Origin of the sequence: Paraburkholderia madseniana, from assembly GCF_009690905.1 — a bacterium.
GTDB lineage: Bacteria > Pseudomonadota > Gammaproteobacteria > Burkholderiales > Burkholderiaceae > Paraburkholderia > Paraburkholderia madseniana.
Map to the genome: position 1 here is coordinate 24,595 of NZ_VOSW01000088.1, position 15,544 is coordinate 40,138.

The window sequence follows — 15,544 nt, forward strand, 5'->3', positions numbered from 1 at the left end:
AGGTTCACCACATGTCACAGACCTGACGCAGCGCAATCGCGCAGACGCCAGCGTTCGAGACTATCGCTGGTCATTCGGGAATAGTTTGAAGCCACAGCACGTGCTCCAGAGAGAACGGCCAATGCGAATCGCACAGATTGCCCCGTTGCACGAGGCTGTTCCTCCGAAATTCTATGGCGGCACCGAGCGTGTAGTGTCCTACCTTACCGAGGCGCTCGTCGACCTGGGGCACGACGTGACGCTGTTCGCGAGCGGCGACTCGCGCACGAAGGCGACGCTCGATGCAGCGTGGCCGCGCGCATTGCGCCTCGACCCGTCTACCCGCGACGTGCTCGCCCCGCACATGCTGATGCTCGAACAGGTGCGCCGTGTTGCCCACGAATTCGACGTGTTGCACTTCCACCTCGACTATCTGCCGTTCTCGCTGTTTTCGCGGCTCGACACGCCGTTCGTGACGACACTGCACGGCCGCCTCGACCTGCCGGAACTGCAAGCCGTGTTCAATACGTTTCCGAAGGCGCCGGTCGTGTCGATCTCCAATTCGCAACGTTTGCCGCTACCGCAGGCAAATTGGCTCGACACCATTCATCACGGTCTACCCGAAGAGTTGCTCACGCCGCAAACGCAGAAGGAGCCGCAATATCTCGCTTTCCTCGGTCGTATGTGTCCGGAGAAACGTCCCGATCTCGCTATCGAGATCGCTGCAAAAAGCGGCCTGCCGTTGAAGATCGCCGCCAAGGTGGACAAAGCTGACCAGGAATACTTCAGGACCGCGATTGAGCCGCTGCTGTCGCAGGCGCACGTTCAATTCCTCGGCGAAATCAACGAGCAGCAGAAGCCCGGGTTCCTCTCGGGTGCAAAGGCGCTGCTGTTCCCGATCGACTGGTCCGAGCCGTTCGGCCTTGTCATGATTGAGGCGATGGCGTGCGGGACTCCAGTGATTGCATTCAATCGCGGCTCGGTACCGGAGGTAATCGAGCAAGGTGTCACCGGCTATATCTGCGAAGACGTGCAGGGTGCCGTCGGTGCACTGCAACGTCTTGATGACCTGTCACGTACAGAGATCCGAACTCAGTTCGAACGCCGCTTCAGCGCCAGGACGATGGCGAGGAATTACGTCGACAGCTATACGTCACTCCTCCAGGCATCAAGGCGCCCGGTGTTGCGACGTGCCGCCGCGGGTTGATCGGCGCCTGGACAGTCTTCCAGGACGAAGCGATGACGCCGCAATCATGTTTCCACATGAAAAGCTGGACCTGTTCAGAAAAGCGCAGTGGATCAGGCTATTGGGTATCTGGATCAAGCCGACAGACATACTGACTGGACTGCTGGAAAAACCAACCGCTGCGCCGATGCGCCAAAGCGACTGGAAAGTGATGCGCGGGTTGCGAGTCAAATCCGGCTTATTCATCGAGACCTGTTTCGCGTTTTTGTACGCTTTCGTACCGCATTCGCGTTCGCCTGCGCGTAGCGTCAGGGACATCCAGGAACAACTTGGGGAAAATCATGCTGCGACGGACATTCATATGGAGTACGCCGGGATCGATCCTCGCTATTGGCCTCGCGGTCTCGGGGTGCACGACGACCGGAACATCCGACGCCAGTGGCCACCAGGCCGACAAGCGCCACACCATCGACACGGGCGTCGATTCGACCCTCGCACGTCTGTACACGACCGCCAACGGCTCACGTGAACTGGTCGGCAAGGCGCGTGGCGTATTAGTGTTCCCGTCGGTCATCGCCGCCGGCTTCTGGGTCGGCGGCCAGTATGGTGAAGGCTCGCTGCGAGTCGGTGGCAACACGGTCGGGTACTACAGCACTACGACCGGTTCGATCGGGCTTCAGGTCGGCGCGCAATCGAAAGCCATCATTTTCCTGTTCATGACCGAGGATGCTCTCGCCCGATTCCGTAATAGCGAAGGCTGGTCGGCTGGCGGTGACGCGTCAGTGGCGGTACTGAAAGTCGGCGCGAACGGCAACATTGATACCACCACCGCGACGGCGCCAGTGGAAGCGTTTGTGCTCACAAACAGCGGGCTGATGGCCGGCGTAACGCTCGAAGGCACGAAGGTCACCAGGCTCAAATCACTATAGCGAGCGACGCAGGCGGTGCAGGTTTGTGTCTATTTGCCGTTTTCAATCTTACGGAGGAGGCATGCACATTCTCACGAACGCGGGTCCGCTGGTTTCGCTGATCGCCGGCATTCTGATTCTCGTGGTGCCTCGCCTGTTGAATTACATCGTTGCGATCTACCTGATCGTCATTGGACTGCTCGGTCTGTTCGGAGGACATCTCCATTGAACCGAAATCACCCGGTAAAAGAGCATGTTGCGAACATCGGTCCTTTTTAACGGAGATCTCGGGGCATCGGGGCGTCGACAGCCGGAAGCAGAGAAGGAGTATCGAACATGTTGCGAAGCATAAAGAGTCTTCATGGATGCACCGTCGCGGCGCGTGACGGCGACATCGGAAGTGTCGATGATGTTTATTTCGACGACGAAGCCTGGGGCGTGCGCTATCTCGTGGTCGACACGGGAAACTGGATGCGTGAGCGGCAGGTACTGATCTCACCGTATTCGGCCAAACACATGGACCGGGAATCAGGCACCGTCCACGTGCATCTCGCACGGCAACAGGTGCGGGACAGTCCGAACATCGATACGCATAAGCCGGTGTCGCGTCAGCACGAAACCGAGTACCTCCTTTACTACGGCTACCCGACGTACTGGGGTGGTTTAAACCTGTGGGGGATGGGCTCCTCCCCCGCATTCGACATAAAGGACGTGCCGCCAGACCCGGCATCGGAGGCACTCCCGCGCCCCGACCCGGACCCACATCAGGCGCCCGTGGATGTCCATCTGCACAGCACAAATGCCGTAGAGGGCTATCACATCGAGGTGGCCGATGGCAGCATAGGCCACGTCTCCGGTTTCATCTTCGACGATGTTGCGTGGGCCATTCGTTATCTGACCGTCGATACGCGAAACTGGTGGCCCGGTGGCAAGGAGGTGCTGGTGGCAACGCGGTGGATCGACCTGATCGACTGGGTTGGCTCGACTGTTTCTACCAGACTCAGTCGCGACGCAATCAGGAGCAGTCCTGAGTACGACGACTCCGTTCCGCTCACCCGCGATTACGAAAAGAGGCTCCACGAGTTTCACGGCAGGGACGGATATTGGTAAGGATAGCGCGACATCTCGGCCTGTTCGCGCCGTGGGCGCAGCCGCCAGGATCAGTGTGATCCTGGCGTGCTTCGACTGTGCAATGTTCGCCGCGTCATCAGCGAATGGGTTTTCGGATGAGAAGTTTCCGGGCAGTCCTGCGTTCTACCGGAACTGGAGCGGTATAAACAGGCTTATGCCTGGTGCCGACTCCGGGGCGTAGACCACGGGTTGGGGGCGCATACACATAGTCCTGGTTACCGTAATAGTCGCCGCCACGGTGGTCATTGTCGGCATGTTGATAAGCCTGCCGGTTGTCCTGATCCGACTGATGCCCCTGGTTATACCGAGAGCCGTTATCCATGCCATGTTGCTGTGAATGCCCCTGGTTATGCTGATAGTTGTTATTCGCGCCATGCTGCTGTTGGCCCTCGTGGTTGCCGTTGCCGTCGTTGCCATTGCCTTCCCAAAGGCCGGCGCCATGGACATGCCGCCAACGGCCAATGCCAGGCCAACTGGAGTCATGATTCTGGTCCTCATCGAGCCAATGCACGCGGCTCGCACTCCTTGGGTTTTCATGATGTTCTCCTGTCTGCGATCCGGGACCTTATTGAGGTGCCAGTCCGCTTCCCGTTGCGGGTGTCTCGAGATCACCCTTTCTTTGCAGAGTGGTGATGGTCAGTCTGGAAAATCAGATCGGCATTCTCCTTCTGAACGTCGGACATGCTGTCGTACAGTGCCTGAAACGCGGGAGTGAGCTTTCTGATGCCTTCCGCATGGGCATCGGCGATCTGGCCATAGGACTTGAGATCGTCGACAGCGCTCATGCTGCTGGCGTTACTGGTCCGCGCCTGTCTGAGCGAGTCCATCGTGCCCGCATTGTCACGCATGACCTGCGCGACCTTTTGCCAAAGTTCTTCCTGCGCCGCGGTGATCTGAAGCCTCGTGCGAAGTCCACTGATGCGCGTATCGACCTGGTCACGGGTCGCAACGGTCATCACGCGTGCGCGCGGTTGAGTCTGGGTGGGCGAGGCAGCGCACGCAGGATTGGCGAACGCCGTTATCGCGAGAAAAAACGCTATCGCGAGCGCCGGTGCAGCTCGCGGTTGGGATGGAGGTGCAATGAGTCTCATGATCGGCCTCCAAAGGAGTTCGATGGACTCGCGAACGGATGAACGTCAGTGCGGCGAATTCGATCGAACAGATCATCTTTGCGCCGACTTCCGACCGGCGTCTATCCGGTGCCGGACGCTTGCGCGCTGGAGCGCACTTGCTGAATCGCGGGAGCTGGTCAGCGCAGAAGCGAGCACGTTGTCCGGCTGCCTCACGGGCACGCCAGAGTTTCTCTTTCTTCAGGCGAACAGCGTTCCGTCTATTCCGTCTTGAGTACTACCAAACCACCTCTATCGGGATTGCGCGCCACGACAACCATGCTGACGCATTCGGGGTAGCGCCGATATAGCGAGAGGGAGCCGATGCAGGTTCACCCGTTGGCCAACGGCAGGGGCCGCCAGCTCGAGGCAGGAGGAACAGGGTAGGGCCGGCGGGTTCATGGGCGTTATCCGACATGAAAAAGTCGGCCATCGTTCCGAGCAGTCCAGGATGACCATTCTGAGTGTGGCCGTATCGAATGCGTTGAAACAGAAGTTTCAACGCGCACGCAAGTACGCTGCTCGTAACCTGGATTGAAGTCGGTACGGTGCCGTATCCGGTTTCGGACAATCATTCTTGCGTCAGCGCAGCGTCGGCCGGACCTGCTACGACACCATGCTGCGCCAAAGGCATGATCATGTTCAGCACGTGCTGGTGACGCGCTGTTGCAGAGGGAACCCGAGTTCGACTCCTCGCTGGTCGACTTCTCACCAGGCCGTGGATGGTGCGACCGGACAGCGTGACGATCGCTGCGGGCGAGATCTGCGCTTTGGACATGATGCTCGGGTTCCGTATCCGATTTTTCTACAGGACAGCGGATTTCTGATCGTTCGAACCCATCTCTTTCCTCATAGTGGGGACATCTCAAGATGGGGAGATTGCGCGCGTTGAACCGAGATGACAGTGATCTCGGTGCCGTTGTTCGAGTTACTTTTCTGTCACCGTAACATCGTTTCGTAAGGCACGCTGACAACATGTACGGTAGCGTACCGACAGGCGTTCCGCGCGTGGGGATAATTGCGCGGCGTATGGCTGATGCCGACGTGTGTGATTCCGATGGCCGTGGCAGTCGCTGCGGCTTCTTTTTGTGCGGATACAAAAAAACAGCAGGTGGCACGGGAATTTCGGGAGGGGGCTGGTCTCGCGCACAGCCTTTTACGCAAACTCGCGTTGCATGCGTGCGAAGCGGGAGCTTTCAACGGAGTTCTGCCGCGCGGCAGCCGTTGCTGTTGCACAGACTGTTGGATTACCTTGAAGCCGCCGGCGCTTTAAAAGTGCAGATGGTCGAATTGTTCGACTCTTGGGTCAATTTTATGGATGAGGGTGCACCCCTTTGTCCAGCCTGCTATATCGAAGTGTCGAGACAGTCGCTGACTCTGTTAATGGGTAGACAGCGCACCTCGCCGAGAGTCTGCTTCGCCTGCGGCTCTCAACTCGGGGCGCCGCTTGAAAGTTAGCTTTTTTGCAAACGGCCTTCACAAACTTCGTAGATGCCACGCGTGATCGGCGACCTGCAGTCAAAGGACCAGCTCCCCGTGAACAACGTCGCGAGTGCGACGGAATTTGTAAAGCCGGGTATGGTTGAAAATTACGGGGCAAGCTCCTCCGAAAGCCGACCCAGTTCAATCCGCCTAGGCCAATCGCAATGCGCTCCATTGCCGGTGAGCCAGATGCCCATCAGATCGGCCATGTGATCTGTTCTCAATCATTCACTGCTGCGCGCGTGCGCAGCAAGCTGCCCGATAACCAGGTAGGAGAGCCGTTCCGCGTGGCCTTGATCGTCAGGGTTATTGAGGTAAGAATTTCTAAGCATGTTCGGTTTGAGTCTCCGCGACCTCGAAAGCGTTTTCTTCAATCCGGTGGACCGGCCATTCGTTCGAAAAGGCGATGGCGTCAGCTTCAGTCCCAAAATCCGGAAGGTTGATCGCAGCGCAAATTTCGATCTCGTCGCGCGTATGGGTTTCGATCCGATAGATTCGCGCCTGTGCGAAAAACGGCCAACGGAGAACACGGGGATGCTGTCTACACTGAAGTTGCGGGATATGACTCGCGTAGTAGGCTCTGATCGAGAGCGCCACCGCACTGAAAATAGTGCTGAAGTACCTGAAGTATGTCGTCTCAAGGCAGCGCCGGCAGGCTATTTGTGAACCTTGGTTAGCTTGCTGCCGCGGCGCTGATCGGGCTCGACATGTCGGGTTTAGTGACTTCATATGCGCGCGATAACTTGATTTCCCCGCGTTCGCCGAAAGACGTACCCGAATGCGAAGAGCGCGTAATATGGTACGTGCGGTAATTGTTACTCGAAAGAGATCTCGGTCACACTTTGTCAGCGCAAAGGGAATTTGCTCCATAGCAGCAGTTTTTTGCGATCTACGAAGTCGGCCATGGTGTTCTAGTGGGGGTGTCGTGTCATTGGGCTTCGACATCGCCGATCGATGCGCCAGTGGGCAAATACCGCGTCGCCGTGAGTAACGTCCGGCCGTGCCGCTGGCGCCACGCATAGAAAGACGAAACCAACATCCAGGGGCGCATCATGATGCACGTTTTTCTGGCAAACAACCGCAATGAACTGATAGAACGCTGCCGGGCGAAGGTGGCACAGAGGCCCGCGCGCGAAGCAACCGCGCAGCAACTTCAGAATGGGGTGCCGCTGTTCCTGGATCAGCTCATCAGGACGCTTCGAACGGAACAGACATCGGAGCCCCTGGACAGCCGCAAAATTTCAGGTCCCTCAGGCGGGGGGGCGTCCTTATCCGAAATCGGCGAGTCAGCGGCGCAGCACGGACGGGAGTTGTTGAAGCTCGGGTTCTCGGTTGACCAGGTCGTCCACGACTATGGGGACCTGTGCCAGGCAATTACTGATCTCGCGTACGAGCGCGATGCACCGTTTCTGATAGACGAGTTTCGAACCCTTAACCGCTGTCTGGACAACGCGATTGCCGATGCGGTCACCGAGTTCAGCTATCAGCGCGATTTTGCGCTTGCGGATCGGCAAGCTGTTGAAATGCATGAGCGGCTGGGGTTTTTCGCGCACGAACTGCGTAACTTTCTTCAGACTGCAACGCTCGCGTTTACCGCAGCAAAAACCGGAAATCTAAGTCTGTCTGGAGCCACAGGGTCGGTTCTGGAGCGGAGCTTGGACGGATTGCGTGATGTGATAGCTCACTCTCTGGACGAGGTTCGTACGGCCGCAGGAATTTCTCTGCAATCGAGGATGTTTTCTGTTGCCGACTTCATCGCTGAAGTGAAATATGCCGCTGACCTTGCGGCCCAGATTCGCGGATGCGTATTGACGGTTTCCACTGTAGATCCGCGGCTTGCCATCAGCGGGGATCGCGACCAGCTTTATTCGGCGGTTGGAAACCTGCTGCAAAACGCCTTCAAATTCACGCACTATCACACCGAAGTGACGTTGGACGCGTACGCGTCGTCGGACCGCGTCCTGATCGATGTGAAGGATCATTGCGGCGGTCTTCCGTCCGGTAACGCAGAAAGAATGTTCCTGCCGTTTACCCAGAACGGCACGGATAAGACCGGACTGGGGCTAGGTCTTTCAATCGCCAGGCGCAGCGTCGAGGCAAATAACGGTGTTCTCAGCGTCCGCGATGTGCCCGGCACCGGTTGTGTCTTCACAATCGCCTTGCCTCGATATGCAGTCTCCGCAAGATGAGCGTTACCGCTGCCGGGTCATCTACGCACGCTACGCGGGTCGCGGCACACCGCTGAACCGACCCGTGTGGGGCCTTCACGGTGAAACGTAGCGATATTTCTCCAGTCTCCATGCGGGCAAAATTTCTCACTGGTTACCCAGGTCCTGAAATTGCTGCAACTGCAAAGCAACCTGGGGAATCGAAATGTTTACTACCGGAGTCACGCGCCTGCTCATCGGGGACGACGATCCAGATTTATTGGCCGCGTACGTACTGTTCTTTTGTGTTTGCGGTTTCGACATCCGGACCGCCAGGAACGGTGCAGACGCGCTCGCCGAATACGGCGCGTGGCATCCCGCTGCAGTGTTGCTCGATATCGAAATGCCGCGTCTCGACGGGCGCGCGGTGGCGAGAGAGATCCGCCGCGTCCGGGCGACACCTGCGCCACTGCTGGTGGCCATTACGGGTCTAACCGCGCTCTCTGAACGGGCGGAATCGATGCACAGCGGATTCGATCACCATTTCGTTAAGCCGGTTCTGATGCCGCTAGTCCTGGCTGCTATCACCCTGGGGCTTGCTGCGCGTTGAACAGTGAACCTGTGCAACGCAGCAACCGCGATTTTTCAAGGGCGGAAGTTGAACGCGTCTTCGGCCCGGCAAGCACTGTCCGCGAATGTCTGTTTTTTTTGCACCGAGGGGCCGTTGAAGGGGCGCCAGCAGTCTCCCGGTTCAACCCACGCGGGGAGCACAGCCACATGGTGAGACGCGATGCGGCCGAAATCATCCAGGGCGTCGCGATCGCGGTAAAGATGGGGGCGAGCAAGGCGCAGTTCGACATGACGGTCGGCGTTCACCCGACTTCGGCCGAGGAATTCGTGACGATGAGGGGTCCGTGGGCGCCGCCCGCTTTGCCAACATGCCCGGTGTCCGGCGATCCGGGGCTACAGACGCCGCGATGAAACTGCAGGATGCCGGACCGATTCGTCACCATCGCTGCAGCCGTATCGCGGCGTTGGAGTGGCCAGGGCTCGAAAAGCGCGAGTGCGAATGCTATGCCATGGTGAGGCGCGAGTTCGACAGGCTCTTACCTGATTTAACGGCGCGATAAAAGAGCGCCGTTCGTGTGCATCGACCATAGTGAGTCGGTGAGCGAAACCCGGACGACTTCGCGACGCTAACTGCGCTTCAAAGCAGCCGCCCGGACAGTCTGTTTTCTCTTGATGACGCGCCCGTCAAACTGGTTTGACTAATTCCGCACCGTCGTTCCCAACGCGGTTGACTGACGGACTAACCGGAAACCACTCGAATTCTTCGGCGGGCACTGCCGCGCTGCGCGCGACATCTTTGACCTCCCGAGCGGATGTCGCTGGGTCCAGCCACTTGCGGGCGGCGTCAGCCGCGAATATCAGTAGACTCCTGCCATGCACATCGAACAGGCCTGATCTGGCCGCTGTTGTGATGACGATGAACCCGTCATCATCGTGTGCTTCGTTGTCTGGTTGCAGGATGGCCACCCCGGCGAGGAACAGTGGCCCCGACCTTTTCGGCAATATCGCATAGGGTGTGCCTCACACCGTCGTCTGTCCCGATCCACTCGTACCAGGAGTCCGCAGGCACAATCACACGGCCCGAGCGCCAGAGAGTTTTCAGAAACGGGCTGTATGCGACATTTTCCGCGCGTGAGGTGACGATTTTGCGGAGAAACAGGGGGGCGGACCCGGGAGGACGACAACCCCAATTGAGACTACGAATGATGCAGTCGGGGTAAATGACGAGCTGTCGAGTGCCCGGCACGGCGTTCCACGTCGGCGAATAGATGTCGAGCGGTTCGAGGGATTGGCCGATGTCGGTCGAAAGAGGGGATGCCGACAGGCCAAGCAGGCAGCACCGACAGCAAAATCGTCTAAAATTAATCTGCTCCGATCCTGATTTGAACAAGGGGAAGATAATGATTCGATTGATTGCATGGATGCTGATTGCCGGTACCGCGGTTCTCGCGGGCTGCAGCACGATGGCGGGCGCAGGCCAGGACATTTCGAAGGGCGGCCAGGCGATCAAGAATGAGGCACAAGAGCCCAAGTAAGGGAGCCAGCTGAGGGAGCGCGCCAGCGAAGTCAAGAGCCGAGGTCAACAAGCCCATTCGCTGCCAATCATCGCAGCAGACGCGGCGCCGTGATGGTGCCGCGTTTTCAATTGCGCTCGGTGATCGTCTTATTGTGCCGTGAGTTCGATTGCCGCCGTATCCGCATCGCTGCCCCGGGCAACAAGGATGTGGATGTCACCCGGTGTAATGTCGCCGATTCTGCGCTTCCTTCAACTTCAGTTCACCTGACTTCCCTCGCATTCATGGTTTGCTCCGTTTATCAGATCTGCTTTGCGACATCCAGTCCGTATGCCGTAGCATTCATTCGGGCTCTCTATTCCGCAAGTGGACGCGTCGAAACTCCACTCTGGCCCATTGATGCCAATCGGTTCTGGAGGGCCTCTACGTTCCTGTAGAACCCTGCGTCCCCAAAGGGAAGGCAGGGTCCATTTCACCTCGGTCGAACTCGGGCTTTGGTTGACGCTACAGAGGGCTGCAGTTTGCACGGCTTCGGTATAATCCAGCGGTCTTCAAGTGGCGCCAGCTTTTCGAAAACATGTCCTCCAAGCGAAACAAGTCTCTAGTTGGGCGAACCCGCAAGCCGCTGACAAAGGCACTCCTGCTGCCGATGGATCGCGCCTCGGCGCGCGAACGGTCCCTGTCCTGTCATCTTGCACTGGTGGCGTGTCGCGACGGCCATGGGAATGGCCATCTAGTCAACGAACTCATGCGTGCGGTGTACCTCGGTTGGTATTTGCAGCGCGCCGGCTACGGCCATCAGCCGGCGGAGCAGTTCAAGATTACCGAGTGCGCGGTTGAGACTACCTTGGCGTGAGCTCATGAGACGGGGGAGTGGCGACTCGCACCTGAGGCAATCAGCGACTTTGAGGCGCTGCTCGCGCTCTATGATGCTCAGCTTGAAAGCGTGCCTCTGCACAAGGTACTCGAAGCGGAAAGTCGACTCCGAGCTTTTCTCGCTGGTACTGCTAACTCCCCGTTATCGCGGCAGACCGGCCATATGAGGTTGCAGACCGTATGAGAGTGTCAACCTCACCAAATCCGTGGCGGGATCCTTTGCCACCGGGCTTTCCCGTCCTAAGTTGACACCCTCTGACCAGGAGAAAACCTGATGGTGAACTGCGTCAGCGCAAGCAGCCACAGCAAACGTCGCTCGTGCTTTGTGCTAATTGAATACATCGGTCAATTCCTTGTTTTTGTTCGACGCACGCCGCTTGCAAGGCTCGCGCAGTTCGTTGCGCGCATGCTGCGGACAGTCAGTCGTCGAGCGATTCATGTACCGCTTCGGCGCCCTGTTTCCAGTAGCTGGCCGCGCGAATGCGCGACTTGTCGACGCCACGTTCCGTGCACAGGTGGTAGCGCACTGCACGCATCGTCGCGGATTCGCCGGCGGCCCATACATAGCCTTCACCGTCTTCGGGCAAGTAGATTTCGCGTACCGCTTGCAGCAACGTCTCGCCGCGATAGTCCGATTCGCTGCGATGGCGCCAGACCATGTGCAATTCGGCCTGCGTTGCGAATTCGATCTGTGCCGACGGATCGGCCACTTCGATCACCGCCGCGACGCGTGTGCCGGCAGGCAACTCTTCCAGGCGGCGAGCAATTGCCGGCAGCGCGGTGTCGTCGCCGATCAGCAGATGCCAGTCGAAGCCTGTCGGTATCACCAGCGAGCCGCGCGGGCCGCCGATGCCGAGGTACTGGCCCACTTTGGCTTGCGCCGCCCACGTTGCAGCCGGGCCGGCCTCGTGCATGGCGAACTCGATGTCCAGTTCGCGCGCTTCAGCGTCGAAGCGGCGCGGCGTGAAATCGCGAGCAATCGGTCGCGGCTGGCCCTCGGGAAACACGGGGCCGTCAGGGCCGGCTTCCGGCAGCACGGGCTTGTCGGCGCCGGGTTCGGGGAAGAACACTTTGATGTGATCGTCGAACGAAGCGGAGACGAAGTCGTGCAGATCCTCGCCCGTGAAGGTCACGCGAATCAGATGCGGGTTCAGCGCTTGGACCTTTTTGACCTGCAACAGACGGAACTTCAGCGGATGCCGCACGCGATGGACTGCCAGATCGGCTCGGTTGTCATTTGTCAGCATAAGGGTGCCACTCCTGTCGGTTTGATTGGCGCGCGAAGGTGCGCATGGGCGCCTTCGAACGCGGGTGTCGGATAGCGCGATCTCAAGCGGTCGGTTCGCTGCCTTGGTCACCGCCTTGGTCGCTGCCGGGTTTGCCTTCGCCTTCGATTTCATTCGCCGCACGCATCAGGATCGCGGCGATGCGGCGCTGTTCGGCGGCCGGCACGTTGTCACGGCGCAGGAGCGCATGCTTTAGCGCGCGACGTGCTTCGCTCAGTTCGGGCAGCCAGCCGCCTTCGCTGATGTCGGCGGGCTCCTCGCCGGCAAACGCGCGGCGCACGGAATCCATCTTGCGGGCGATATGCGACAGTTTGGCGAGCATCAATTCGACGCGGTCGCGGTTGATGGCCAGGTACTCGCGGCCCGCTTCCGACAGTTCGTAACGCTTGCGATTGCCTTCGAGTTGCACGGTCACGTAGCCGAGTTCTTCCAGATACGTGAGCGCCGGATAGACCATGCCCGGGCTCGGACTGTAGAAGCCGTTCGAGCGCGTTTCGAGCGCCTTGATCAGCTCGTAGCCGTGGCTCGGCTGCGCGTTGATCATCGAGAGCAGCAGCAATTGCAGATCGTCGGAGCTGAATTTGCGGCCGCGCGGAAAACCGTCGCCGTCGCCGCCGAAGCCGCCCGGGCCACCGCCGCCGAAGCGTCCGCCGCGACCGCCGCCGCGGTAGTCGTCATGGCGGCCGATTGCGTGCCACAGTGCGTGAAGCGAGAAGCGGTCGTAGCCGTGATGGCCGAAGCGGTGACCGTGATCGAAGCCGTCTTGGTCGCTGTGGTCATTGCGTCCGCCGTGGCGGCCATGGCTACGCTCGTTGCCGTGGAACTCGTGCCGGTCGCCGCGGCTACGCTCTTCGCGATGAAACTCGTGCCAGTCGCCGCGGCCGCCATGACGGCGTTCGAAGTCTTCGCCGCGTTGTTCGCCGCCGCGCTCGCCGCGGAACTCGTAATGACGGGCGAAGGCATGCCAAAGCGCATGCAGCGACGGGCGGTCATGCCCTGCGAAGAAACCTTCGTCCGCGCCACGCGAACGGGAAAAACGATGGTGATGACGCATGCTGGGGGCTCCCATTTGTGTCTTAAGATGTGTCGTAAGATATATATCTAAAGATAGTTTGTCAAACTCATTTTTTGCACCGCTGTGGCTCGGATTGGGCTTTTAATGCCACTGAGTCATTAAGCAAATGACATTCATGCTCTCGTGAAATCATCGGGAAACGCCGAGAATCACGCTCAGAACGGTATTGACCGTGTTCAAGGAGCGATGAAGATGTATGCAATTACCGGTGTGACAGGGAAGGTGGGCGGCGCGGCAGCACGCGCGTTATTGGACGCGGGACACGCAGTGCGCGCTGTCTTACGCGACAAAAAGAAGGCGGCGGAGTGGGTTGAGCGGGGCGCCGAAGTGGCGATCGCGTCCTTCGAAGACGCGGATGCACTCGCCGCGGCGTTTAGCGGTACGGCGGGCGTCTTCGTGATGGTGGCGCCGAATTTCGCGCCGCAGCCGGGCTATCCGAACGCTCGCGCGGCGGTGGCGGCGCTGAAAGAGGCGCTGGTGACGGCGAGGCCGCAGCGCGTCGCGGCGCTCTCGTCGATCGGCGGGCAGCGCGAGTCGGGTCTCGGTCTCATTGCGCAGGTGCATATTCTTGAGGAAGCACTTGCGGACCTGCAGATTCCGACGGCAATTTTGCGGCCCGCGTGGTTTATGGAGAATTCGCTGTGGGATATCGCGCCGGCGCGCGAGACGGGTGTGATGTCGAGCTTCCTGCAACCGCTCGATCGTGCGTATCCGATGATTGCAACCGCGGATATCGGCCGGGTGATCGCTGAAACGCTGACTCAGTCGTGGCAGGGGCGCCGCGTGATCGAGATGGAAGGGCCGCAGCGCTATAAGCAAAACGAGATCGCCGCGATGCTGGGCGGCGTGCTTGGATGCTCGGTGATGGCTCAGGCTGTGCCGCACGATCAGTGGGAGGCGCTGTTCCAGTCGCAAGGCACGGCGTGGCCTGTGCCGCGCATCGAGATGATCGACGGCTTCAATTCAGGGTGGATCGATTTCGAAGACGGTGTGCACGAGCGGGTGATTGGCAGCACCGGTTATCTGACGGTTGAGCGGGCGGGCTAGGAGGTCGGCCGATGGGGGCGGTGGTGGCATGACGAGGATGGAGAACATCCGGTAAGCGCGCCACGCGGCAACTGCGGTGGTGACAAAGAATCAAAAAATCGACCGCCCAGTAATCGTGGTCAACAATTCCAGTGCCTTCGCGCCGGCAAGTGAGTTGCCGTTCGCGTCGAGCCCGGGCGACCACACGGAGACCGCCATCTCGCCCGGCAGTATCGCGACGATGCCACCACCCACGCCGCTCTTCGCCGGCAAGCCGACACGAAAGACGAAGTCGCCGGCAGCGTCGTAGGTGCCGCAGGTTAGCATCAGGGCCGACAAACGCTTGGTCGAACTGCTGTCGAGGATGCGTTCCCCGGTCGAAGGCACAACGCCTCCATTACTCAGAAACAACGCAGCCTTGGCCAGCTCGACACAGCTCATCGAAATCGCGCATTGCCGGCAATACGCCTCGACCACCGCGTGGACGGGCATGTCCATGTTGCCGAAGCTCGCGATGAAATGCGCCATCGCCTGGTTGCGGTCTGCATGTTGAAGCTCTGACTGCGCGACGCGCGAATCGTAGTCGATCGTGATCTCACCGGTCAGCCGCCGCATAAACTCCACCAGCGCCGTCTCGGCACGCACGAAGCGGCGGCACAGCACATCGGTGACGACCAGTGCCCCAGCGTTGATAAACGGGTTGCGCGGCTTGCCTTGCTCTGCTTCAAGCTGCACCAGCGAATTGAACGGCGTGCCCGACGGTTCGCGGCCGACGCGCTGCCACAGTTCGTCGCCGAGCAGCCGGAAAGCCATGGTGCAGGCGAACAACTTGGAGATACTCTGAATCGAAAAGCGTGTATCGGCCTGGCCGATGCGGAAGACCTCGCCGGACGGCGTGACGATCGCCATGCCAAAGCTGTTGGCCGGGACTTTTGCCAGCTCGGGAATGTAATCAGCGACCTTGCCGGTGCCCAGAAAAGGCTGGAGATCGCGATGAATATGTTCGAGGATGGATGCGTAGTTCATTGGGCTCGGACCGTTTGAAGCCGCGATTCTACTGGCAACCTGGCGCAAATTGTTCATGCGGCAAGGCGCGCCGGGTTCGAACAGCGTTTCGCGAAGGCTATGCTAGATACTATGTGGGCAGCACGAATAAAGCCTCAGGTGTAAAACGGGAGCCACAAACCCCGTTTTCCAGGAGGAGTACGCAAATGAATGCGCCTCGCACGGCCCTTCACGGGCAGGTTACAACCAT

At 59.4% G+C, this 15,544-nt stretch carries 18 protein-coding genes and 2 pseudogenes; 12 read left to right on the top strand and 8 right to left on the bottom strand.

Annotated features, from left to right (window positions below):
* The first annotated feature begins 121 nt into the window (after positions 1–121).
* The 4 genes from FSO04_RS34225 (at position 122) to FSO04_RS34240 (ending at position 3,183) form a co-directional block, all read left to right on the top strand.
* Positions 122–1,186, top strand: coding sequence for a glycosyltransferase family 4 protein (locus FSO04_RS34225; protein ID WP_154565970.1), 1,065 nt, complete (start codon positions 122–124; stop codon positions 1,184–1,186).
* A gap of 320 nt (positions 1,187–1,506) precedes the next feature.
* Complete coding sequence (locus FSO04_RS34230; protein ID WP_154565971.1) at positions 1,507–2,094, top strand: BPSL1445 family SYLF domain-containing lipoprotein; 588 nt, start codon at positions 1,507–1,509, stop codon at positions 2,092–2,094.
* A gap of 61 nt (positions 2,095–2,155) precedes the next feature.
* A complete protein-coding gene (locus FSO04_RS34235; protein ID WP_115102851.1) occupies positions 2,156–2,302 on the top strand; it encodes a DUF3096 domain-containing protein in 147 nt (48 codons plus the stop codon).
* A 107-nt stretch (positions 2,303–2,409) separates the two neighbouring features.
* Entirely contained in the window at positions 2,410–3,183 is a 774-nt protein-coding gene (locus FSO04_RS34240; RefSeq protein WP_154565972.1) for a PRC-barrel domain-containing protein, read from the top strand.
* Between the two features lie 97 nt (positions 3,184–3,280).
* Here FSO04_RS34240 and FSO04_RS34245 read toward each other — a convergent pair whose 3' ends face one another.
* The 3 genes from FSO04_RS34245 to FSO04_RS47140 form a co-directional block, all read right to left on the bottom strand.
* Positions 3,281–3,715 carry a hypothetical protein gene (locus FSO04_RS34245; RefSeq protein ID WP_233465068.1) on the bottom strand — a complete coding sequence of 145 codons (435 nt, stop codon included), beginning with the start codon at positions 3,713–3,715 and terminating at the stop codon, positions 3,281–3,283.
* 97 nt (positions 3,716–3,812) lie between these two features.
* Positions 3,813–4,160, bottom strand: coding sequence for a Spy/CpxP family protein refolding chaperone (locus tag FSO04_RS34250; protein WP_154565973.1), 348 nt, complete (start codon positions 4,158–4,160; stop codon positions 3,813–3,815).
* A 724-nt stretch (positions 4,161–4,884) separates the two neighbouring features.
* Positions 4,885–5,091, bottom strand: coding sequence for a hypothetical protein (locus FSO04_RS47140; protein WP_199203078.1), 207 nt, complete (start codon positions 5,089–5,091; stop codon positions 4,885–4,887).
* A 1,034-nt stretch (positions 5,092–6,125) separates the two neighbouring features.
* On the opposite strand from FSO04_RS47140, the gene FSO04_RS34255 reads away from it, so the two are divergent.
* The 5 genes and pseudogenes from FSO04_RS34255 to FSO04_RS47835 form a co-directional block, all read left to right on the top strand.
* Positions 6,126–6,461 (top strand): hypothetical protein, encoded by a 336-nt coding sequence (locus FSO04_RS34255; RefSeq protein WP_154565974.1) that lies wholly within the window; start codon positions 6,126–6,128, stop codon positions 6,459–6,461.
* A gap of 386 nt (positions 6,462–6,847) precedes the next feature.
* On the top strand, positions 6,848–7,984 hold the full coding sequence (locus FSO04_RS34260) for a sensor histidine kinase (RefSeq protein ID WP_174825328.1): 1,137 nt from the start codon (positions 6,848–6,850) through the stop codon (positions 7,982–7,984).
* A 184-nt stretch (positions 7,985–8,168) separates the two neighbouring features.
* On the top strand, positions 8,169–8,552 hold the full coding sequence (locus FSO04_RS34265; RefSeq protein WP_154565975.1) for a response regulator: 384 nt from the start codon (positions 8,169–8,171) through the stop codon (positions 8,550–8,552).
* Between the two features lie 158 nt (positions 8,553–8,710).
* Positions 8,711–8,923, top strand: a pseudogene (locus FSO04_RS34270) (hypothetical protein); the annotation flags it as partial.
* Positions 8,875–9,072, top strand: a pseudogene (locus FSO04_RS47835) (Crp/Fnr family transcriptional regulator); the annotation flags it as partial. The pseudogenes FSO04_RS34270 and FSO04_RS47835, both read left to right, overlap by 49 nt.
* Positions 9,073–9,196: 124 nt before the next feature.
* Here the strand turns inward: FSO04_RS47835 and FSO04_RS48845 are convergent.
* Positions 9,197–9,517: an SOS response-associated peptidase family protein gene (locus FSO04_RS48845; protein ID WP_414693497.1), complete on the bottom strand. Its 321-nt coding sequence runs from the start codon at positions 9,515–9,517 to the stop codon at positions 9,197–9,199.
* A complete protein-coding gene (locus FSO04_RS48850) occupies positions 9,441–9,974 on the bottom strand; it encodes an SOS response-associated peptidase family protein (RefSeq protein WP_414693496.1) in 534 nt (177 codons plus the stop codon). The genes FSO04_RS48845 and FSO04_RS48850 overlap by 77 nt, the downstream gene beginning before the upstream one ends.
* Here FSO04_RS48850 and FSO04_RS34285 point away from each other — a divergent pair.
* Together FSO04_RS34285 and FSO04_RS47840 are read left to right on the top strand one after the other, a co-directional pair.
* Positions 9,913–10,047, top strand: coding sequence for an entericidin A/B family lipoprotein (locus FSO04_RS34285; protein ID WP_154565978.1), 135 nt, complete (start codon positions 9,913–9,915; stop codon positions 10,045–10,047). The genes FSO04_RS48850 and FSO04_RS34285 overlap by 62 nt on opposite strands.
* A gap of 556 nt (positions 10,048–10,603) precedes the next feature.
* Positions 10,604–10,882 carry a hypothetical protein gene (locus FSO04_RS47840; RefSeq protein ID WP_233465069.1) on the top strand — a complete coding sequence of 93 codons (279 nt, stop codon included), beginning with the start codon at positions 10,604–10,606 and terminating at the stop codon, positions 10,880–10,882.
* Between the two features lie 439 nt (positions 10,883–11,321).
* Here FSO04_RS47840 and FSO04_RS34295 read toward each other — a convergent pair whose 3' ends face one another.
* Together FSO04_RS34295 and FSO04_RS34300 are read right to left on the bottom strand one after the other, a co-directional pair.
* Positions 11,322–12,149, bottom strand: coding sequence for a siderophore-interacting protein (locus tag FSO04_RS34295; RefSeq protein WP_154565979.1), 828 nt, complete (start codon positions 12,147–12,149; stop codon positions 11,322–11,324).
* Positions 12,150–12,231: 82 nt separating this feature from the next.
* Positions 12,232–13,242: a PadR family transcriptional regulator gene (locus FSO04_RS34300; RefSeq protein ID WP_154565980.1), complete on the bottom strand. Its 1,011-nt coding sequence runs from the start codon at positions 13,240–13,242 to the stop codon at positions 12,232–12,234.
* A gap of 213 nt (positions 13,243–13,455) precedes the next feature.
* Between FSO04_RS34300 and FSO04_RS34305 the strand changes: the two genes are divergently transcribed.
* The gene (locus FSO04_RS34305) at positions 13,456–14,310 is read left to right on the top strand and encodes an NmrA family NAD(P)-binding protein (RefSeq protein WP_154565981.1); all 855 of its coding nucleotides are present in this window, start codon (positions 13,456–13,458) and stop codon (positions 14,308–14,310) included.
* A 90-nt stretch (positions 14,311–14,400) separates the two neighbouring features.
* Here FSO04_RS34305 and FSO04_RS34310 read toward each other — a convergent pair whose 3' ends face one another.
* On the bottom strand, positions 14,401–15,315 hold the full coding sequence (locus FSO04_RS34310; protein WP_154565982.1) for a glutaminase: 915 nt from the start codon (positions 15,313–15,315) through the stop codon (positions 14,401–14,403).
* Between the last annotated feature and the right edge of the window lie 229 nt (positions 15,316–15,544).